23 protein-coding genes are annotated in these 19,308 nt (G+C 60.0%); 9 read left to right on the top strand and 14 right to left on the bottom strand.

Features of this window, described 5'->3' with window-relative positions:
* Window positions 1-10 precede the first annotated feature (10 nt).
* A complete protein-coding gene (locus tag P406_RS12450; RefSeq protein WP_046236321.1) occupies window positions 11-1,246 on the top strand; it encodes a HAMP domain-containing sensor histidine kinase in 1,236 nt (411 codons plus the stop codon).
* Between the two features lie 39 nt (window positions 1,247-1,285).
* On the opposite strand, the gene P406_RS12445 is transcribed toward P406_RS12450, so the two are convergent.
* Genes P406_RS12445 through P406_RS12415 form a run of 7 tightly spaced genes read right to left on the bottom strand, consistent with a single transcriptional unit; the run spans window position 1,286 to window position 7,591 of the window.
* Window positions 1,286-2,653, bottom strand: coding sequence for an ATP-binding protein (locus tag P406_RS12445; RefSeq protein WP_046236320.1), 1,368 nt, complete (start codon window positions 2,651-2,653; stop codon window positions 1,286-1,288).
* Window positions 2,650-3,312 (bottom strand): response regulator, encoded by a 663-nt coding sequence (locus P406_RS12440; RefSeq protein WP_046236319.1) that lies wholly within the window; start codon window positions 3,310-3,312, stop codon window positions 2,650-2,652. The genes P406_RS12445 and P406_RS12440 overlap by 4 nt, the downstream gene beginning before the upstream one ends.
* 10 nt (window positions 3,313-3,322) lie before the next feature.
* Window positions 3,323-3,964 (bottom strand): tetratricopeptide repeat protein, encoded by a 642-nt coding sequence (locus tag P406_RS12435; RefSeq protein ID WP_046236318.1) that lies wholly within the window; start codon window positions 3,962-3,964, stop codon window positions 3,323-3,325.
* On the bottom strand, window positions 3,961-4,770 hold the full coding sequence (locus P406_RS12430) for an SDR family oxidoreductase (protein WP_003412774.1): 810 nt from the start codon (window positions 4,768-4,770) through the stop codon (window positions 3,961-3,963). The genes P406_RS12435 and P406_RS12430 overlap by 4 nt, the downstream gene beginning before the upstream one ends.
* Window positions 4,757-5,446, bottom strand: coding sequence for an iron-containing redox enzyme family protein (locus P406_RS12425; protein ID WP_046236317.1), 690 nt, complete (start codon window positions 5,444-5,446; stop codon window positions 4,757-4,759). The genes P406_RS12430 and P406_RS12425 overlap by 14 nt, the downstream gene beginning before the upstream one ends.
* Entirely contained in the window at window positions 5,443-6,924 is a 1,482-nt protein-coding gene (locus P406_RS12420) for an AMP-binding protein (RefSeq protein ID WP_046236316.1), read from the bottom strand. The genes P406_RS12425 and P406_RS12420 overlap by 4 nt, the downstream gene beginning before the upstream one ends.
* On the bottom strand, window positions 6,914-7,591 hold the full coding sequence (locus tag P406_RS12415) for a thermostable hemolysin (RefSeq protein WP_003412767.1): 678 nt from the start codon (window positions 7,589-7,591) through the stop codon (window positions 6,914-6,916). The genes P406_RS12420 and P406_RS12415 overlap by 11 nt, the downstream gene beginning before the upstream one ends.
* A 288-nt stretch (window positions 7,592-7,879) precedes the next feature.
* Between P406_RS12415 and P406_RS12410 the strand changes: the two genes are divergently transcribed.
* The gene (locus tag P406_RS12410; RefSeq protein WP_003402477.1) at window positions 7,880-9,217 is read left to right on the top strand and encodes a DEAD/DEAH box helicase; all 1,338 of its coding nucleotides are present in this window, start codon (window positions 7,880-7,882) and stop codon (window positions 9,215-9,217) included.
* Window positions 9,218-9,401: 184 nt separating this feature from the next.
* On the top strand, window positions 9,402-9,704 hold the full coding sequence (locus P406_RS12405; RefSeq protein ID WP_003418307.1) for a hypothetical protein: 303 nt from the start codon (window positions 9,402-9,404) through the stop codon (window positions 9,702-9,704).
* 196 nt (window positions 9,705-9,900) lie between these two features.
* Here the strand turns inward: P406_RS12405 and P406_RS12400 are convergent, their stop codons facing one another.
* From P406_RS12400 to P406_RS12385, 4 genes are all read right to left on the bottom strand, one after another.
* Complete coding sequence (locus P406_RS12400; protein WP_046236315.1) at window positions 9,901-10,764, bottom strand: DUF6279 family lipoprotein; 864 nt, start codon at window positions 10,762-10,764, stop codon at window positions 9,901-9,903.
* Window positions 10,765-10,833: 69 nt separating this feature from the next.
* Window positions 10,834-11,562 (bottom strand): TorF family putative porin, encoded by a 729-nt coding sequence (locus P406_RS12395; protein ID WP_003412762.1) that lies wholly within the window; start codon window positions 11,560-11,562, stop codon window positions 10,834-10,836.
* Window positions 11,563-11,706: 144 nt separating this feature from the next.
* Window positions 11,707-12,219 carry a hypothetical protein gene (locus P406_RS12390; RefSeq protein ID WP_024638942.1) on the bottom strand — a complete coding sequence of 171 codons (513 nt, stop codon included), beginning with the start codon at window positions 12,217-12,219 and terminating at the stop codon, window positions 11,707-11,709.
* 167 nt (window positions 12,220-12,386) lie between these two features.
* A complete protein-coding gene (locus P406_RS12385; RefSeq protein WP_002554403.1) occupies window positions 12,387-12,575 on the bottom strand; it encodes a PFL_1563 family small protein in 189 nt (62 codons plus the stop codon).
* Between the two features lie 306 nt (window positions 12,576-12,881).
* Here P406_RS12385 and P406_RS12380 point away from each other — a divergent pair, with 306 nt between their 5' ends.
* A complete protein-coding gene (locus P406_RS12380) occupies window positions 12,882-13,718 on the top strand; it encodes a CvfB family protein (RefSeq protein WP_046236314.1) in 837 nt (278 codons plus the stop codon).
* Between the two features lie 69 nt (window positions 13,719-13,787).
* On the opposite strand, the gene P406_RS12375 is transcribed toward P406_RS12380, so the two are convergent.
* Window positions 13,788-14,420 (bottom strand): DsbA family oxidoreductase, encoded by a 633-nt coding sequence (locus tag P406_RS12375; protein WP_046236313.1) that lies wholly within the window; start codon window positions 14,418-14,420, stop codon window positions 13,788-13,790.
* 144 nt (window positions 14,421-14,564) lie between these two features.
* On the opposite strand from P406_RS12375, the gene P406_RS12370 reads away from it, so the two are divergent.
* Window positions 14,565-14,966 (top strand): DUF2177 family protein, encoded by a 402-nt coding sequence (locus P406_RS12370; RefSeq protein ID WP_046236312.1) that lies wholly within the window; start codon window positions 14,565-14,567, stop codon window positions 14,964-14,966.
* A 90-nt stretch (window positions 14,967-15,056) separates the two neighbouring features.
* Here P406_RS12370 and P406_RS12365 read toward each other — a convergent pair whose 3' ends face one another.
* Entirely contained in the window at window positions 15,057-15,437 is a 381-nt protein-coding gene (locus P406_RS12365) for a hypothetical protein (RefSeq protein ID WP_003314501.1), read from the bottom strand.
* Window positions 15,438-15,657: 220 nt separating this feature from the next.
* Here P406_RS12365 and P406_RS12360 point away from each other — a divergent pair, with 220 nt between their 5' ends.
* The 3 genes from P406_RS12360 to def all read left to right on the top strand — a co-directional run bounded on the left by P406_RS12360 (window position 15,658) and on the right by def (window position 17,634).
* Window positions 15,658-15,849 (top strand): CsbD family protein, encoded by a 192-nt coding sequence (locus P406_RS12360; RefSeq protein WP_003363370.1) that lies wholly within the window; start codon window positions 15,658-15,660, stop codon window positions 15,847-15,849.
* 226 nt (window positions 15,850-16,075) lie between these two features.
* Complete coding sequence (locus tag P406_RS12355) at window positions 16,076-17,044, top strand: YihY/virulence factor BrkB family protein (RefSeq protein ID WP_003363368.1); 969 nt, start codon at window positions 16,076-16,078, stop codon at window positions 17,042-17,044.
* A gap of 50 nt (window positions 17,045-17,094) precedes the next feature.
* Window positions 17,095-17,634 (top strand): peptide deformylase, encoded by a 540-nt coding sequence (def, locus tag P406_RS12350; protein ID WP_046236311.1) that lies wholly within the window; start codon window positions 17,095-17,097, stop codon window positions 17,632-17,634.
* A 24-nt stretch (window positions 17,635-17,658) separates the two neighbouring features.
* On the opposite strand, the gene P406_RS12345 is transcribed toward def, so the two are convergent.
* The gene (locus P406_RS12345; protein ID WP_046236310.1) at window positions 17,659-18,069 is read right to left on the bottom strand and encodes a GNAT family N-acetyltransferase; all 411 of its coding nucleotides are present in this window, start codon (window positions 18,067-18,069) and stop codon (window positions 17,659-17,661) included.
* A 120-nt stretch (window positions 18,070-18,189) separates the two neighbouring features.
* On the opposite strand from P406_RS12345, the gene P406_RS12340 reads away from it, so the two are divergent.
* On the top strand, window positions 18,190-19,203 hold the full coding sequence (locus P406_RS12340; protein WP_046236309.1) for an ABC transporter substrate-binding protein: 1,014 nt from the start codon (window positions 18,190-18,192) through the stop codon (window positions 19,201-19,203).
* The last annotated feature ends 105 nt before the right edge of the window (window positions 19,204-19,308 follow it).

Here is a 19,308-nt window from a genome sequence, read left to right as displayed (position 1 = left end):
GCCGAGCCGGTTGTTCTGGAAGCTGTTCCTGGCGTTCTGGCTGGCGACCAGCCTGACCTTCATGGTAGGTGCAGGTCTGTTCATGTTCACCCAGTCAGGGCGAGGCGATCCTTCGTTCAGTACGGTGCTCGACAACGAGGTGCGTATTCTTCAGCAGTCGGGCATCGCCGCAGGGCAGGCGTTGCTCGATGCCTGGCAGCCGGAGGGGCAAGGCAGGGTCGGGCTGTACGACAACCAGGGTTTGCTGCTGGCGGGCGAGCCGCTGGAGAATCCTCGCTTCGAACTCGCCGTGCGTACGCGCGAAGGTGCACTCGTGCATATCCGCTCTACCCAGCGCCCCAACCATGACGATCAACCCTCTCACCTCAATCCGCTGATCACCGGCACGGTCATGAGTGCGCTGTTCAGCTGGTTTCTCAGCAGCTATCTGGTGGCACCGCTGATGAAGTTGCGGGAGGCGATGGGCAAGGTCGCCAGAGGCTGTTTCGACACACGGGTGAAGCCCGACATGGGCCGGCGGCGCGATGAAATCGTCGACCTTGCCGAGGATTGCGACCGCATGGCCAATCAGCTCAAGGTCATGGCCGACTCCCAGCAACAACTGCTGCATGACATTTCCCATGAGCTGCGTTCGCCGCTGACGCGCATGAGTGCCGCCATTGGCCTGTTGCGCCAGGAGCCGACCCAACTGGACATGCTCGAACGCATCGAGCGCGAATCGGAGCGCATGGATTCATTGATCGAAGAATTGCTGACCCTGGCACGCATGCAGAGCGATGTCGAAAGCCTGACCCGCGACCAGGTCGATGTCATCAGCCTGCTGGCGGCCATCGTCGAAGATGCCGAATTCGAGGCCGGACTGAAGCAGTGTCGGGTCAGGCTGCAGGCTCCCGGGTCTTTCGTCGCACAGGTCGACAGCGAACTGCTCTACCGGGCCTTCGAAAACGTGATCCGCAATGCCGTTCGCCACACGGCGGTCGGCACGGATGTGGTGGTGGTCGCCAACGTTCAGGCCCAGCCGCTGTGCCTGATGGTCAATGTCATCGATCAGGGGCCGGGTGTGGACGAGGCGTGCCTGCAACGGATTTTCCAGCCCTTCGAGCGCGGTCCGGAGAATGCCGCGCAGGGCTTTGGCCTGGGCCTGGCCATCGCCCTGCGGGCTATCGAAATGCACGGCGGGCAGATCGCCGCACGCAATCGGCCGGGCGGCGGTCTGGTGGTCGATGTGCTGCTGCCGGTGTCGTGACGGCACTCGATGGCCGTCCCTCGGCGCGTTGCTCAATGGTCAGCGCAACGGCGCCTGCAGACTGGCCCTGAGCCCACCCTCCGGACGATTGTCGAGGCTTACGTTGCCACCCATCAGCAGCGCGACTTTCTCCACGATGGCCAGCCCCAGTCCCACGCCTTGATCGTTGCCACGGCTGTAGAACGGCTCGAACAAGCGTTCGCGTTCCTGCTCATCGATACCGGGGCCCTGATCGTCGACGTTGAGCCGGAAGCAATGCTCACTGAACGTCAGCCCCACCGTGACCTGGCCGCCCTCGGGGGAGAAGTTGACGGCATTGGTGATCAGGTTGTGCAAGGCGATGTCCAGCGCGGGGAAGTCCACCGTTACGTCACGGCTGGCTTCACTGCACTCAAAGGACAACTCCAGATGCTTGCTCAGCACCCACGGTGTCAATTGCACCAGACTGTCGCGCACAGCGCTGACCAGATCCACCGCCACCTTGCCCGCTGGCGACGGGCCGGGCTCCAGGCGCGCAATGGTCAGCAACTGGTTGACCAGCCGCGTGGTGCGGTCCACGCCGATGATCAGGTAGCCCAGCGACTGTTTCCGCTGTTCTTCGTTGTGCGCTTCCAGTACGTTTTGCGCGTGCACCCGCAGGACCGCCAGAGGCGTGCGCATTTCGTGGGCCGCATCGGCAATGAAGCGCCGCTCACGTTTGAGCAGGTCCTGAATCTGTCCCAGCAGGCGGTTCAGGGCGGCCTGCATGGGTTCCAGTTCGGTAGGCAGGGCGTTGAGCTGCAGCGGGTGCAGAGCACCGGCGTTACGGCCGCGCAGGGTATTGGCGAAATCGGCCAGCGGCCTCAGCCCCCAGCGGATCGCCAGCCAGATGGCGATCATCAGCACCAGACTGCCGATCAGGTTCGGCAAGACTGTGTGACGCACAATGCGATTGACCAGATCCGAGCGCACGTCATCGCGCTCACCGACCCAGACCAGCAGACCATGCTGCTCGTCCCTGAGCACGAAGGCTCGCCATTGATGGCCGGCCATGTCGTTGAAATCACTGAACCCGGTGCTCTGTGGCGGATGAGTGAAGGTCGGGGCGCTGGCAGTGTGTACCAGCGAGTTGTTGTCCTTGTCCCAGACCTGAAAGGCGATCTTGCCCTCGTAAGGGTGGCCGTCCACACGGGGTTCGGCCTGGGCGAGAGCCTGATTGAAGGCCTGATAGAGCTGCGCATGTTCCTTGCGCTCCATGGGCATGCGCATCACGCCTTCCAGCAGCCTCGCATTCTGTGCCAACTGGGCATCGTAGATTTCCGCGATTTCGTGATTGCTGTCATGCACGTTGAACAGCGTCAGTACCAGAAGACCACTCAGCAGCAGGCCGATGATCAGGGTCAGTGTGCGGCGGCGTATCGACTTCAAGAACGCTCCTCCACCAGGTAACCCACGCCTCGAATGGTGCGGATCAGGGTGCTGGAAAACTTTTTGCGCAGATGGTGAATGTGCACTTCAAGGGTGTTGCTTTCGGCCTCTTCGTTCCAGCCATAGAGCAGCTGCATCAGCCGCTCGCGGGTCATGACCCTGCCTGGTGGCGAGAGCAATTCATACAGCAATTGATATTCCTTGGGCGTCAGGGCAACTGCGGCATGGTGATAGCTGACCTGTTGCGTGCTGGGGTCCAGGCGGATGCCGTTGTGTTCGATCAACACCTTGGCGCGCCCGGCACTCCGGCGTAGCAGGGCGCGCAAGCGGGCTTTGAGCTCGGATACATCGAAGGGTTTGACCAGGTAATCGTCAGCGCCACTGTCCAGGCCGATAATCCGGTCTTCGGTGGCGTCGCGTGCGGTCAGGATCATGACCGGCAGCGTCGAGCCGCTGTGACGCAGTCGACGCAGGACTTCAAACCCACTCAGCGTCGGCAGGCCGACGTCGAGAATGGCCAGATCGAAGCTCTCGCTGAGCAGGGCATGCAGGGCGCTGCTGCCGTCCTTGATCCAGTCAACGGTGTAGCCTTCCCGGCTGAGTGCCTGCTGAATGCCTTCGCCCAATGCAACGTCGTCTTCGATAAGCAGCAGACGCATGGTGTCTCCGTCAGTTGAGCTTCTTGTTCACGCTGGCGAGCAGCGACTGGATGTCTTTCCTGCGCCCGGCGTCGGCCTCTTCACGGCCCGGACGGGGTGCTGCCTGCAACGCCTTGTTCAGAGCTTGCTGTGCTTGAGCATAGTTGCCTTGATCGAACTGATGTTGCGCCGAGAAAAATAGCGTATCTATGCCATTAGGGTTGATTTTCAACGCCTGCTCCAGCAATTGCCCGGCCTTGGCCGAGTCGCCGAAGCCTATCGGCCAACCCGGAACCTTGTCATACAGCGCTGCCAGGCTGGTGTAGGCCGAGCCCTGCAAGGCATTGGCGTCCAGGGTCATGGCCTTTTCCAGGTCGGCCTTTGCCTGTTTGGCTTTGCCCAGCGCGCCAAGGCCGCCTTGTGCCCCGGCCCAACTGCTGGTGACGATGCCTGACCAGATCCACGCTTCTGCTGCGTCAGGACGATCCTGAGTGAAGGCCGTGGCTTGCGTGGCCAGCTTCTCGAACGCGTCGACACGCTGCTTCTCGGGCAGGCCATACTGAATATGCGCCCATTCCTTCTGGATACCGGCCAGACGCTGCTGGTCGGGTGCATCGAGTGCCCAGAGCGGCAGGCTGATCAGGCTCATGACGACAAAAGCGATTCTTTTCATGGTATGTGCTTCTCTTGCGCAATGGGTGAACTGTGATGGCGGATCAACGGGAGATGCTTGCGCAGGCCCCGGTCCACGAGGGTCGGCAACAAGCTGTTGAGCCTGACGAAAAAACGCTCCGGCCAACCCAGGTAAAGCTCTCTGCGGTTACCTGCAATGGCCTGGAGCACCGCCTGGGCGACGTCTTGCGGGTCGTCGACTGCCGAACTCAGCGCGTCGTTCAGTGCCTGCGCCGCGGCGCTGTTCATGCTGGTCCGGGTGGCGCGCGGGGCGACGTACAGTACGCCCACCCGGGTGTCGGCCAGCTCGCGACGCAGCGCTTCGGAAAACCCTCGCAACGCAAACTTGCTGGCGCAGTAGGTGGCATACCCGGCATGGCCGATGGAGCCGTAGGTAGAACCGACGTTGACCACCATGGCTTCGCTGGCCTGCTTGAGCACCGGCAGCATCAGGCTGGTCAACTGGATCGGGGCATGCACATTGAGGGTCAGCATGGAATCGATGTCGCTGGCTGACAGCTGTTCGAGCATCGCGAAATGGTTGGTGCCCGCCGCATTGATCAGCAGGTTGACGCCAGGCACGGCGCCGACCGCGCGGACCACTTGCTGACGACCCTGAGCCGTGCACAGGTCCGCCTCGACCCAGTGCAGGTTGGCCGGGTAGAGTTCGAGCAGCTGACGCAGCGGATGCACATGGCGCGACACTGCCAGCACCTTGGCGCCCTGGCTGCACAATGCTTCGGCAATGGCCAGACCGATGCCGCCGCTGGCACCGGTGAGGACGACGTGCGCGTCAGGCAGCCGCATGAGCCGACTCCTGGTGCGCGGTCAGGGCAGCGCCCGGCAACTCGCGAAACATGTCGGTGTACAGGCGGTAAACCATGCGCGACGCATGAATCACGGCCTGTTGATCGTCCGGATCGTCGACCTTGTCCATCAGTGTGCGGAAGGTTTCCATGTGGCCGATGTCAAGGCTGCCGTGAGAGCTCAGGTAGCTGAACGCTTCTGGCCCAAGGCCGAGCCCTTTGCGCATGCTGTCTGCTGCGTGCGTGGCCAGGGCAATGCTGTTGCCTTCCAGCACATTGACCATGCCGAACAGGCCCACCGGGTTGCCGCGTGCGATCAGGTCGTAAAGGTAGGCGACCATCAGCTCGACAGGCGCGCCGGGTTGGCCGTTTTCCACGGCATCTGCCTGCCCACCGCAGGCACGCAAGTCGTTGAGTACCCACTTTTCATGCCCGTATTCGTCCTCGATGTACTCACAGACGGCCGCGCGCAGCCATTCCATGCGCGACGGCAGCCGCGCGCCGCAAGCCATCATCAACGGTACGGTGTGGCGCACGTGGTAGTAGGCCTGAGTCAGAAACGCCCGGTAACTTTCCAGGCTGACCTGGCCGGCCATTGCCTGGCGGATGATCGGCAGATTGAACAGGGTTTCGCGTTGTTCCTGGGTCGCATCCTGCAGGGTCTGAAAAAAACTCATGACAAGGCACCTTGGGTCAGGTTGGAGGGAGTAAAAAGTGTTTGGTAGCGTTCAAGAATGGCCTCGCGGCGAGGCCGGCCATTCGCGGTAGACAAACCGTTTGCGGGGCTGAAAGGCTCGTCGAGGCGAGTCCAGCTCGTGACGCGGGCGTAATCGGGCAGCGCCTGATTGGCCTTGTTGACGGCCTCGTCGATCTGCAGGTCAGTGGTGCCGGGGCGCGATGGCCAGAGCAGGGCGTGGTTGGACGGCAGGGCCTCGCCATACACGAATGCCTGGGCAATACAGTGGCTCTGGGTCAGTTCGGCTTCGATCCATTCCGGATTGACGTTGCGTCCGAAGCTGGTCACGAACTGATGTTTCTTGCGGCCTTTCAAGTACAGGTAGCCGTCAGCATCGAGCTCACCCAGATCGCCGGTAGGCCACCAGGCCGGTGCGGGTGTCGTGTCGCCCAGATAGCCGAGCATCGGACTGCCGGCCACCAGCACTTCGCCGTCAGCCGCCAGGCGCAGCCAGATGTGCGGCAGTGGGCGACCGACGCTGCCGGCACGCTGGGCGTCCGGGCGATTGAGGGTGATGACCGAGGCGCACTCCGACAGGCCATAGCCCTCGAAGACCGGCAGACCTGCCGCTTGAGCGCGCGACAGCAGATCAAGGCTGACGCGCGCGCCACCGACTGCAGCGAAGCTCAGCATCGACGCATCGAACGCGCCCGCTTCGCAGGCCGTCACCAGCAGCAGCAACAATTGCGGAACCAGAATCATGCTGTCCGGGCGGCGCTGCTGCAAAAACATCAGCAGACGCGAGGCGTCGACGCCACTGGCACCCTGGATACCCAGGTCCTGCTGGCTTGGCAGGCTGATGCGTGCGCCGGCATACAGGGCTGCATAACAGCCAATGTTTTCCAGCAGGATCGCCAGCGGCAACAGGCTCAGATGGTGTACAGGTCGCACCGACTGGCTGGCTTCATGAAGCCCGCGAGCAACTCGGAGGATGCTGTCGGCACTCAGGCACACGCCCTTGGGGGTGCCCGTGGTGCCCGAGGTAAAGGTCAGTTTGGCGGTGCCCACCGGCATGTCGGGGGACTCGGCAGCGCGGCGTTGCCAGAATGCGCCGTGTTGTCTGTAATCAGAGGCCTGCAGCTCTTGGGCGAAGAGCGACCCGGTAATCACCGTGTCCGCCTGGCTTCGTTCCAGGCAATGCCGTCTTTGGGTGAGGCTGAAGAACGGCGGCAGCGCCACGCAGCTCAGGCCTTCGAACAGCACGGCCAGGTCCCAGAGCAGGGCGTCGGGGCTGTTGTCCAGCATCAGCGCCACGATCCGCGCATTGGCGACGCGCAATTGTTCGCGGCGCTGCGTAATCTCCTCGACCAGTGCGGCGTAATCCAGCGTCCGGTCTTCGCCTTGCAGGGCGATGGCGCGGGGCTGCTCATCGGCCAGCGTCTGCAGTCTTTGCCAAAAGGCTTCACGTTCATGCGACATGGCAATCAGGCTCCAGTGTCTGTGGCAGTCCGAAACGTTCGAAGATGCCCATGCTGCTCAGGTGCAGAAAACCGGCACGGATATCGCCGACATGCACGCTGGGCCGTGAGTCGTAATACGAGCCCCAGGTGTGACGCCCTTCGCCCAGACGGGCCGGATCGGCAGCGCATAGCGTGACCGGATTCAGGCCCAGACGATTGAAGCTGTTGACCAGTGCCGCATTGCCGGTAAAGGCGACCCATTCAAACCCGCTCATCGCCAGCAACCAGGTCACTGTGATGATGCTCAGTCGAGCGCTGCCCAGGCTGTTAGCCGCCAGGTTGCCGACTTCGACGATGCCCTGGCGCTCGATCAAGCGGCCTGCCGCAGCGTTGACCTGCTGTTCGATGGGCGCATCCAGATAGTTCTCCAGAAACAATGTGCCGGCGCTGGCGTGACGAATACCGGCCACGGCACACAGCGCGCCGCTGCCGTCCTGGAGCCCGAAAAGCTCCGGCATGAATTGCCTGACGTCGGCGTTGTGGGCTTTGCGAAATTGTTGCTGAACGAACAGTTCCAGAGGTTCACGCTGCTGTTCATGCGCCAAGGCGCGGAAGAGGGTCAGGGTGGGTGCCCCGGTATTGCCAAAACTCAGCGGTAGACGAATGTTCGAATCGATATCAGGCATTGGCGAGGCTCCTCCCCCGGTCAGCGAGTAGGGTGGAGTATCGAAGCGGTTTCTTAACCGAATCTGAAGGTAGACAAAGAAATCACGACCTTCGATTTTCCGCGCGCAAGAGGGGTGAAATATCGGCGCGAGGTGCGAGACGGCGGCGTTATCTGGCGACGTTTCGAATGACCTTTATCCGGCCGTTGATAAACAAAATCGGCCTTTGGTGGTAAAGAAACTCGGCCCCGGCGCTCGAAACCGTTACGCTATGCAGCTGTATTTTTGTTTTTCGTCGAGGTAGCACCCGTGTTTTCCGAATTCGCCCTGCACGAACGCCTGCTCAAAGCTGTGGCCGAGCTTAAATTTGTCGAGCCTACGCCTGTGCAGGCGGCCGCCATTCCGCTCGCACTGCAAGGGCGCGACCTGCGGGTGACTGCGCAAACCGGTAGCGGCAAGACCGCCGCATTTGTGCTGCCGATCCTCAACCGTCTGATCGGCCCGGCCAAGGTTCGCGTCGACATCCGTGCGGTGATCCTGCTGCCGACCCGTGAGCTGGCTCAGCAGACGCTCAAGGAAGTCGAGCGCTTTTCGCAGTTCACTTTCGTCAAGGCCGGTTTGATCACCGGTGGCGAGGACTTCAAGGTTCAGGCTGCCATGCTGCGCAAGGTGCCGGACATTCTGATCGGCACGCCGGGTCGTCTGCTGGAGCAGTTGAACGCAGGCAATCTGGACCTCAAGCACGTTGAAGTGCTGGTACTGGACGAAGCCGACCGCATGCTGGACATGGGCTTCTCCGAAGACGTCGAGCGTCTGGCCGGCGAATGTGCCGGTCGTGAGCAGACCATGCTGTTCTCGGCGACCACCGGTGGCGCTGGCCTGCGGGAAATGATCGGCAAGGTGCTCAAGGATCCACAGCACCTGCAAGTGAACAGCGTCAGCGAGCTGGCTTCCGGCACACGCCACCAGATCATCACTGCTGATCACAATGTGCACAAAGAGCAGGTTCTCAATTGGCTGCTGGCTAACGAGACCTACCAGAAAGCCATTATCTTCACCAACACCAAGGCCATGGCCGACCGTCTGTATGGCCGCCTGGTGGCGCTGGAATACAAGGCGTTCGTGCTGCACGGCGACAAGGACCAGAAGGACCGCAAAGCGGCCATCGACCGTCTCAAGCAAGGCGGCGCGAAAATCATGGTCGCCACCGATGTAGCGGCTCGTGGCCTTGATGTCGAAGGTCTGGACATGGTGATCAACTTCGACATGCCACGCAGCGGCGACGACTACGTCCACCGCGTCGGGCGTACCGGCCGTGCAGGCAGCGACGGTCTGGCGATCTCGCTGATCTGTCATGGCGACTGGAACCTGATGTCGAGCGTGGAGCGCTACCTCAAGCAGAGCTTCGAGCGTCGCGTCATCAAGGAAGTCAAAGGCACCTACGGCGGGCCGAAGAAGGTCAAGGCCTCCGGCAAGGCGGTAGGCGTCAAGAAGAAAAAGACCGACGCGAAGGGGGACAAGAAGAAGGTCGCGGCCAAAGGGCCAACCAAACGCAAGACGGTCAACCGTCCCAAGTCCGACCTGGTCAGCCAGGACGGCATGGCCCCGCTGAAAAAACGCAGCACCCCGGCTCCGGCTGCCGAGTGATTGCCGTGATCGCTCCCGTGCATTCGGGAGCGATCAACCTCTTTACAGTACTGACAACGCCTCGTTACACCGTCCGCCAGCTTCTCTGAACCGTCATACACCTCGCAGGTCACACCCTTTGAGTCGCATGCCCGTGGCTGGAGGTCATGGGTGATCATTCCATGCTGGACGGAGGTTTAGAAAAATGACTTACAACTGGGACCTTATCGAGCGTTTGCTGCACGATGTGCAGAACAACGGCACCCCACCGACATCCACTGAATTCGAGACATTGCTCAATCGCAGCTACATCGAACCGCGTCCTCGCGAGGAAGGCGGAGATGGCTCGACGTACATGCTGACAAAGCGCGGCGCAAGCCTGTTGGCTTTGATCGACAGCAGCATTCCGGGGAATGACCACCCACGCCAGGTGCTCAATGAACAGGCCGGCGACCCCCTTGACCCCGCGCTCTTCGACACCATCGCCAAAAAGCCCCAGATCGCATAGAACGGTTTACCCACGCGGAGCACGGGTACGATAGTTGTAGAGCTATCGTTCCTCACGCGCCGTGGGAATGCATTGGGTGACGCTCCGCGTCACGATTCTGCGCCGCGCCGCGCACTCAAGGCAGTACGCAGAGCATCCGGGACGGCATACCCATGCGGAGCATGGGTACGATAGTTGAAGTGAGAGGGCTACCGGATCACTTCTGCGACTTCAGGCAATCGAGGTCAGTGAAGTCCTTGCGCATGTCGGCGATGCGGCTCAGCAGTTTGGCGCGTTGTTCCGGGGTGCTCAGGGCGGTGATGTCGACGATCAGCGATATCGCGGCCTTCTCGGTCTGGTCGTAGGCCTTGCGGTATTCAGGGGTCCAGAACGTCTCGCGGTCCTGCAATAGCGCGGCGATGCGTTGCGGGAAGTCGCTGGCCTGACGCTGCTGCACCGTGGCCAGGAACAGGTTCTGCCAACGCGTACGGTTTTCAATCCAGGCCTTGTTCTGTTCGCCGAGCGATGCAGACCAGGCCTGAATGCGGTCTTTCTGCGCCTGATTGAGCTTGCCGACCCACGGCGTCACGCGTTTCTGCATACGGTCGGCGCGTTCTGCGATCTGGCGTTCCAATGGCTGGTCGAGGTATTTGTTTTCGCGCTTGCGCTGATCCTTGGCGAACGACTCTTGCATCTCCTGCACCTGCTTGTCGTCAAAGCGCGACAGCAACTCTACGGCAGATGGAGTGATTTCCTTGGAGATCTTGGCGATCGCCTCTTTGGCTTCGCTGGTACGAGCCTGCAGCCCTTCGTAGGTCACCTGGTCGGTCTTGACCATGTCATCGAGTTTGTCCAGCCAGGTCAGGTATTCCGGCAGCTGGGTGCTGCAGTGCCAGCTCAAGTGTTGCTTGAGGCGCACGTCCAGCCAGCCTTTCTGTTCCGAATTCATGTCCAGGTAGTCGCTGAGCGTCCACGGAATGATCACGTCGAGGTTGCGATACGCCAGTCCTACCTGATTGCATCCTGCGAGCAGTGCAACGGTCATCAACAGCGTGACGAATGCATTGAATAAAGACTGCATGACATCTCCTTAGCGTACTGACGTGCAGTAGAGGAGCGTAGCGTCTGGCAGTTCAACCGGTTTGGGCCTTTAAAAGAATGAACGCACCGCTTTGAGGGTAAACGTCCCGTCACAGCGTGCGTTGTGGCCGCTGTAAACGCTGCAATCGCCGCCGCTCAGGCTTGAGCCGCTGTAGATGAGGTTCATGTCGATGCCCAGCCAGGGGCGTGACAGGTTCAGCGACCAGTCGTTGAAGCCGTTGATCAACCCGCCGTCGGCGGCGGACTGCGGGGTATCGAACTGGTGATTGGCGTACTGCATGCGCACCCCGACGCCGAGTTGCTCGATGGCGCCCAGATCGACGAATACCGTACTGTCGCGGGTGCCGACATCATTGCTGAAGGCCGCGCCGATCCGGCTGTCGCGCATACGCAGGCCGGCATAGAACTCGTGGCTGTCGATCTGGCTGGTGTCTGGGTAACTGTAACGAATCATCCCCAGCTCGTAGCCAAGGGTGTTATCGAAGGGCTTCTTGAAGCCCATGTAGGAATCGAGCTCCATTCCGGTATCCGAGGCCAGGCCCATGTTGGGCGCCCATTGTCCGAAGTAGAAACCGCTCTCGTGGGTCAGGTCCATGCCGCCATGAAAGGAGCCGGAACCGCCGGTGGGCGTTACCAGACCCTGGGCCATGCTGCGCGTAGGCGTGGTGGCGAGTTTCAGGTCGAAGTCGCCCAGATCCCGCTCCAGAACCTGGGCAGAGACGGACTGACAAACAAGCAGGGCACTGAAAGACAGCACGTGTAAGCGATGGCTGAGCATGGCTCACTCCTTGATCTGCGAGGAGTGTGGTCAGGGATGGCGTATCGAAAATGGCTCAGGAGCCGACACAAGCCGCGAGCTAGAGCCTCGCAAGCATACCGTCGAAATGAGCTCGGGGCGGACCGTTCGTCGATCCGTTGTGTGTCAGTTGGCCGCAGTGGTGCGCGCAGAGGGGATGATCAGCCCGCGAATCACCACCAGCGCCTGCTCGAACGACGGGTAGCCGCTCTTGGCGACGTCCAGTTGGGCGTATTCGGACTGGTAACGTTCTGCAAGTTTTGGATCGCTGACACTCAGTTGCTGGGAGAGCAGGGCGATGGCCAATGGATGCTTGTGTTTCGCGGCGGTTTGCAGCAAATCGATGATCTGCTTTGGGTCGGCCTGCTGGCGAATCAGCAACACGGCCTGATAGAACTCGGCTTCGCCCGACGCGTCGTCAAGTGCGGCGCGGCGCAGCATGGCTTCGGCCAGCTCATAGTTTTCGCGGTTGTCTTCGCTGATCAGCAGTTTGGCCTGCAGCATGTCGTTCTGATACAGCAGGTGCTCTGCCCGGCAGGGGCTGTCGGTGAGCTGACTGTCGTTGGGGCCGTTTTCGCAGTGGTGCGACGCGCAGCCGCCAAGGTAGACAAGTGCACCGAAAAGCATCCAGTTCTTCATTCGAGCATTCCACAAAGAAGATAACGTCCAGAGCGTGATCCAGCTCGTGGTCATAGTGATATCAGAGGAGAGAGTAGCAGCGTGACCGGAAGAATATCCAGCGAAGGATGGTCAATCTAGCGCCTTGAGCGTCAAGGCGCGTAGAGATCGACAGGCAGGACGCGGTTTTACTTTTTACCGAGATTGATCTGCTTGGAAGGTGCGAAGGTCTGGCCACTCACGCCTTTGGCAATTTGCTGGATTTCACCGCCGGACTTCAGGAAAGCTGCAATCTGCGCGTTGATCGAGTCGCTCGTTTCAACGGCTGGGGCGGGTTTGGCTTTCGAGTGGGATGCTTTGATACGCATGGCTGCCATTTACCTTCATAAACGTAATACGGCCAGCCAGAGTACAGGAAATGCTTGATTATTGCTTGGTGAATATGGCATTCGCCCGAGCCGGGCCTGCACCCGGTGGCTTGCCGGATTTATTCGAAATAGCGCTAACCGACTGTTTTCAGATATAAATTTTCGACGAGACGCGGCGCCGCCGCCCGGCAAGGCCGATCGATGGGGGGCCGGGAAACTGACGAGTGGAGGCAGCATCGCCACCTTCGGCCACGCAACGCGAACCCGAACTCAAAGTCGGGTAGAATGCCGCTCACGTAATGAGGGTATCTGGAAATGGCTTTAATCGGGCGCTACAACAGCTTGCAAATCGTCAAGCACACGAACTTCGGTCTGTATCTGGACGGTGCGCAGGATGGTGAAATCCTGCTGCCCAATCGGTACATCCCCAAGGACGTTCCTACGGAAGATGAAGACTGGCTCAATGTGTTCGTCTATCTGGACAGCGAAGACAAGCTGCTCGCCACCACTGAAAAACCCAAGGTGCAGGTCGGTGAGTTCGCCAGCCTGAAGGTAGTTGAAGTCAACAGCATCGGTGTATTCCTCGACTGGGGCCTGCCCAAGGACCTGTTGCTGCCGTACTCCGAAGAGAAGCGCACCCTGCAGGCCGGCGATTACTGCGTGGTTCACGTCTACCTCGACAAGCACACACGGCGCATCACCGCCACTGCGCGTCTGGACCGCTACCTGGATAAAACTCCCGCCAATTACAGCGTGGGGCAGGAAGTCGATCTGCTGGTCGCCGAAGCGACCGACATGGGCTTCAAGGCGATCATCAACAACAAGCACTGGGGCCTGATTCACAAGAACGAAGTGTTCAAGTTCATGCGCGCCGGCAAGCAGGAAAAAGGCTACATCAAGGAAATTCGCAGCGACGGCAATATCAGCCTGAGCCTGCAGCCCGTCGGTGCAGAGGCCGCAAGCAGCCTGAATTCGAAGATTCTTGCCAAGCTGCGCGAGAACAACGGCACGCTGCCGGTCAGCGATAAAAGTGATCCGCAAGTCATCAGCGGTCTGTTTGGCGTCAGCAAGGGCAACTTCAAAAAGGCCATTGGTGCGTTGTACAAACAGGGTCAGATCGTGATTCACGCCGACCGTATCGAGCTGGTCTGATAAGGCATCGCAGCCTGGGTGCCTGAGCGGCAATTGATGTGAGCTGCAATCGAAGCAGCTCGCAGCACCTCAGGCCCAGGTGGCGAGCGCGTCTATTTCCTGGCTCAGGCGCTCGAACGGCAAGGTGCCATTGAATACCCGCGCGTCTTCCAGTGCCTCGTCACTGCGTCGCAGCAGCACGACCGGCACCGCTCTCAACCCAAGCTTCTGCGCCAGTTGCTGGTCGTCCATCACGGCCTTTTCGAAATGACCGGCGTTGAGTGCCTGCTCCATCGCTTGCCGATCCAGTCCGGTGGTGGTGGCCAGGTCGAGCAACGTGTGCGTCTCGCCGATATCCAGCCCCTTTTCGAAGAAAGCCCGGTAAGCCTCTTTGTGGAAGGCTTCAAAACTTCCCGCGTTCCTGGCAAACGCCGCAGCTTCCAGCACCTTGCGGCTGCGCGGCTGAACGCTGGGCATCTTCATCATCACCTGACGCCTGTCGGCCATCGGCAGCACTGATCGTGACCAGGTTTCACGCAGATAATCGGCACTCGGGTCGAGCAGTGCCAGCGGATCGGGGCGCAGTTCAAAGGCATGCCAATTGAATTCGAGCCGTTCACCGTAGGTTTGCTGAAGCTGTTCCAGGACGGCCAGTTGCAGGTAGCAGAACGGGCAGACGTAGTCGCTCCAGATATCTATTTTCAGGGGACCAACAGTGTTCATGTGCTTGAAACTCCATAACGCTCGTTAACACTGACTCCCTTAACCTTTTAAAAGTCCTGAAGTTGGATGGATCAATGTCTACCTTTGGTCGGTCATACCCTCAAGCGGGCTTTCCCGGCCCTGAAACTTCATCAAGGACGCGCCATGAAAAGAATACTGATCGCTTACTTCGGCACATTACTGGCGTTTCTGATCCTCGACGGACTGTGGCTGGGCGTGTTGATGGGGCCGACCTACCGTGAATGGCTCGGACCGCTGATGCTCGATACGCCCGTATTAGGACCTGCCATCGCGTTTTATCTAATGTACGGAGCGGGGGTGGTGTTTTTCGGCGTCATGCCTGCGCTCAAAGCGCAACGACTGAGCCACGCGACATTGTGCAGCGGTCTGCTGGGGCTGATTGCGTATGGCACCTATGACCTGACCAGCTGGGCCACCTTGCAGGGCTGGCCGGCGCAGCTGGCGCTGGTGGATCATGCGTGGGGCACGGTGGTGTCGGCGCTGGCCGGTACGGCGGGCTATCTGGCGGTGCGTAAATTTGCATGAAGCGGTTTGCCGGAATGAGTGTTGCCGACACGCAACGTTCACCCGGCACAGTACGGGAACGCAGCGGCTACTCTGCCGCTGGGTTTACAGCTACTTCTGCAGGAAGCTGGCAAAACTCAGGTTGCTGCCCTTGGGGCGCATGTCCTTGAGGAAAGAGTCCTTGTCGGCGCTCAGCTCCAGGCTGACGGTCGGTTTGCGCTTGTCGGCATTGCGCACTTCAAGGCCTTCCATGTGATCGCGCATGAAGACCGTGGTCACTTTCAAATGCAGCAACTGGTCGGTTTCAGGCGTGTGCAGCAGCAGGTGCAGCCACTCGTACTGACCTACTTGCAGGCGCGGGACAGGCAGGTCAAACCACCAGATGTTTCTTTTGTGGTCAAGCACGGCGAAATGCGTGTTGTTGACGCCCAGCACTGCGCCACCCAGATCCTGGTTTCTGCGTGCAATGGCCAGCTTTTTATCGAGTTTCATAACGTTCCTGTGAATCGGTGTGTTCAGCGTGTCGGCCCTGCCGGACAACGGTGGCGCGCATTCTCGCACAAACTCTGCTGCAAGCCTGCCCCAATGCACGGCAGATGAGCGGCAACGGCGACCCGGAAAATAGTTGAAACTCTTCGCCACCGGCACAGGTCAATCTTTTGTCGAGTACGACATCCGATCCAGTGCGGTCTTCAGACCCAGGAGATTTCCGATGAGCAGCACCAGCGATAAAGCCAAAGGTATGGCCAACGAAGCAGTTGGTAACGTCAAGCAGGCTGTTGGCAAGGCTACCGACAACGACAAACTGCGGGCTGAAGGCAAGGTACAAGAGCTGAAAGGCGAAGGCCAGCAGGCGAAAGGCGAAGTCAAGGACGCGATCAAGAAGGGCGTGGACAAGGCTTGAGTCGATTGTTTCCGGCGCTTTGGCGCCGGGAGCAGGCATTACCGATAACGGTCATCCACGGATGGCCGTTATGCTTTCTGCTCTGCGGGACTGAAACCTTTCATGGCCTGTCCAGTCAATGTGCCATCGGCATTCGTGTATCGGCTTCGCCAGCGCGACACGTCATTCATGAGATGTCGGTTTTCAGGATGTAAGGTTTTCCAGTAAGGGAGCGAGAGGAAGCGCCATGATTTTCCCCCATTTGCGTAAATTGAAAGTCGGCAAAGTGCTGGTGAGAACCGTCAACGAGTTCCTCGATGACGAGATGTCCACCTATGCATCGGCACTGGCTTACCAGATGCTGTTTTCTCTGTTTCCGTTCCTGCTGTTTCTGATCGCGCTGATCGGCTTTCTGCATCTGCCGGACTTTTTCTCCTGGTTGCGACTGCAATCGGAATTCCTCTTGCCGCCGCAGGCCCTCGAGCAAGTCAACCCGGTCATCGACCAATTGCAGCAGTCCAAGGGTGGCTTGCTGTCGATCGGTATCGTCATCGCGCTGTGGACCGCGTCAGCAGGTGTACGCCTGATGATGAGCGCCATGAACGCTGCGTACGACGTCGTCGAAGGGCGCCCGATCTGGAAACGTCTGCCGCTGTCGATTCTCTACACCGTAGGCATTGCCGGCATGTTGCTGGCAGCAGCAGCTTTCATGGTGCTCGGGCCGCAGGTCATGAACTGGATTGCCGCGCAGATTGGCATGGAAGACTTCATCGTCACGCTGTGGACGATTCTGCGCTGGCCCGCGATCATTATTCTGCTGATGGTCGCTGTGGCGCTGATCTATTACGTGATGCCGGACGTCAAACAGGAGTTTCGCTTTATCACCCCAGGCTCGGTGCTGGCCGTAGTGGTGTGGATCGTTGCTTCCCTGGCTTTCGGTTTTTACGTCAAGACCTTTGCCGACTACAACGCCATGTACGGCAGCATCGGCGCGATCATCGTGCTGTTGCTGTACTTCTATATTTCGGCAGCGGTGCTGTTGCTGGGTGCGGAAATGAATGCGGTGATCGAGCACATGTCCGCCGAAGGCAAGGACGCAGGCGAGAAGGAAGCCGGTGACGGCCTGGGCGAGGAAAGCAGCGAGACAGGCAAGCAGCATGTCTCCGGCTTGGGCCGCGACCATTCGGTGCCGCTGCAGAAGGCGGACGAAGCCTGATCGCTTTGTGTGGCAAGATCGCTTTTTAAGTCGGCAAGGTACACGCAGTCATGATCCACAAAATCCTGAAGATGGGCGATGAGCGCTTGTTGCGCATCGCCCCTCCGGTGCCCGCAGAGATGTTCGGCAGCAGCGAGCTCAATACGCTGATCGCCGACATGTTCGAGACCATGCACAGCGTCGGCGGTGTGGGGCTGGCGGCACCGCAGATCGGCATCGATCTGCAACTGGTGATTTTCGGTTTCGAGCGCAACGAGCGCTATCCCGACGCCGAAGCGGTCCCGCAGACGATCCTCATCAACCCGCTGATTACCCCGCTGGGCCCGACGCTGGAAGAGGGCTGGGAAGGGTGTCTGTCAGTGCCCGGATTGCGCGGCATGGTGGACCGTTATCAGAGCATTCGCTACGAAGGCTTCGATCCTCAGGGCCAGCCCATCGAGCGTGTTGCCCAAGGCTTTCACGCGCGGGTCGTTCAGCATGAATGCGACCACCTGATCGGTCGACTTTACCCTTCGCGCATCACTGATTTCAGCAAATTCGGCTTCATGGACGTGATGTTTCCGGACATGGACCCCAACGCCGACGAGTGATGGTCGTGTTGTGCTGCGAAGCCCTCAGGCTTCGCGGCACAGTGCGATCAGCGGCTTGCTGCGGCTGTAACGCATGAACCGTTCGCCCAGGGCCTGTGGCAGACGCTGTGCCGTCTCGAACCCTGAACTTTGGTAAAAGCCCAGCAGGTCCGGATGGCAGAACAGCCACACCGGCCCGTTCAGCGGTTGCAATGCCGCTTCGATCAGGCCCCGCGCCACTGCCTGTCCACGCAGCGCCGGCGCCACGAACAGCCCGGTCAGCCAATGCCCCTCTGCGACAGGCGTCAGGCACAACGCACCGATGATTTCTGCCCGTTTTGCGACCCACGCCTGGCCCTTGCTGGCAGCGCGCATTGACGACTGGTGCTCGCGGTAGAACTTGCCCAGCAACGGGCGACACTCATCAGGTAGCGGGTAGAACTGGATTTCGGACATCGCGGCTGCGCTCGAAATAGGGGCCCTGCATCATACAGAGGCTCAAGCCGTGACAACTAATCGGCGCAGGCTGGTGTCGATACTTTCAGACCCGTTTCTTCCGCGCCATTTGAGGTGAGCATGAAATCAATAACACGACTACTGGGCTGTTCACTTCTGGCGCTGGGCCTGCTGGGGCAGACCGCGACAGCGGCTGAAAAAGCCAAGCCTATCCAGTTTGGCGCGCTAACCTGGGAGAGCGGCAGCCTGATCACTGAAGTCCTGCGTACCATTGTCGAGAAGGGCTATGGCTACCCGACCGATACCCTGCCCGGCAGTACCGTCAGCCTGGAAACCGCGCTGGCGAAAAATGACATTCAGGTGATCGCCGAAGAGTGGACCGGACGCAGTCCGGTGTGGGTCAAGGCTGAAGAGGAAGGCAAGGTGCTCGGCCTGGGCAACATCGTCAAGGGTGCGACCGAAGGCTGGTGGGTGCCCGAGTACGTGATCAAGGGCGACGCCGCCAAAGGTATCAAGCCGCTGGCGCCTGACCTGAAGTCTGTCGCGGACCTGGCGCGCTACAAGGACGTCTTCAAAGACCCGGAATCGCCGGACAAGGGCCGATTCCTCAACAGCCCGAGCGGCTGGACTTCGGAAATCGTCAACACCCAGAAACTCAAGGCTTATGGCCTGGCCGACAGCTTCGTCAACTTCCGCACCGGCTCGGGCGCAGCATTGGACGCCGAGGTCGCATCGTCCATCCGGCGCGGCAAGCCGGTGTTGTTTTACTACTGGTCACCTACGCCCCTGTTGGGCAAGTACAAGCTGATCAAACTGGAAGAGCCGGCCTTTGACGCTGAAGCCTGGAAAACCCTGACCGACGCCAGCAACCCAAGCCCGCGTGGCACGTCTTCGCTGGCGGCAACCCTGTCGATCGGCGTATCGGCAGAATTCAGCAAGCAATACCCTGAACTGGTGAGTGTCTTCAAAGGCGTGGATTTCCCGATTGACCTGCTGAACAGGACCCTGGGCGAAATGAGTGACAAGCATGAGGATGCCAAGGTCGTGGCTGCACGCTTTCTCAAGCAGCATCCCGACGTCTGGAAAGCCTGGTTGCCTGCCGATGTGGCGGAACGGGTCAGCAGCGGTCTTTGATTATCGCCCAGCTGAATGACACGCGGCGCATAGCTGATAGCGGCATCGATGACCGGTATGCGACGCGCCGAGTGGTAAAGCCCAGCCGAGCTGATAAGTTCAGGT

It is taken from the genome of Pseudomonas syringae pv. coryli str. NCPPB 4273, from assembly GCF_000972175.1.
In the GTDB taxonomy this organism is placed as follows: domain Bacteria; phylum Pseudomonadota; class Gammaproteobacteria; order Pseudomonadales; family Pseudomonadaceae; genus Aquipseudomonas; species Aquipseudomonas syringae.
This window is presented reverse-complemented; position numbering and strand designations above follow the sequence as displayed.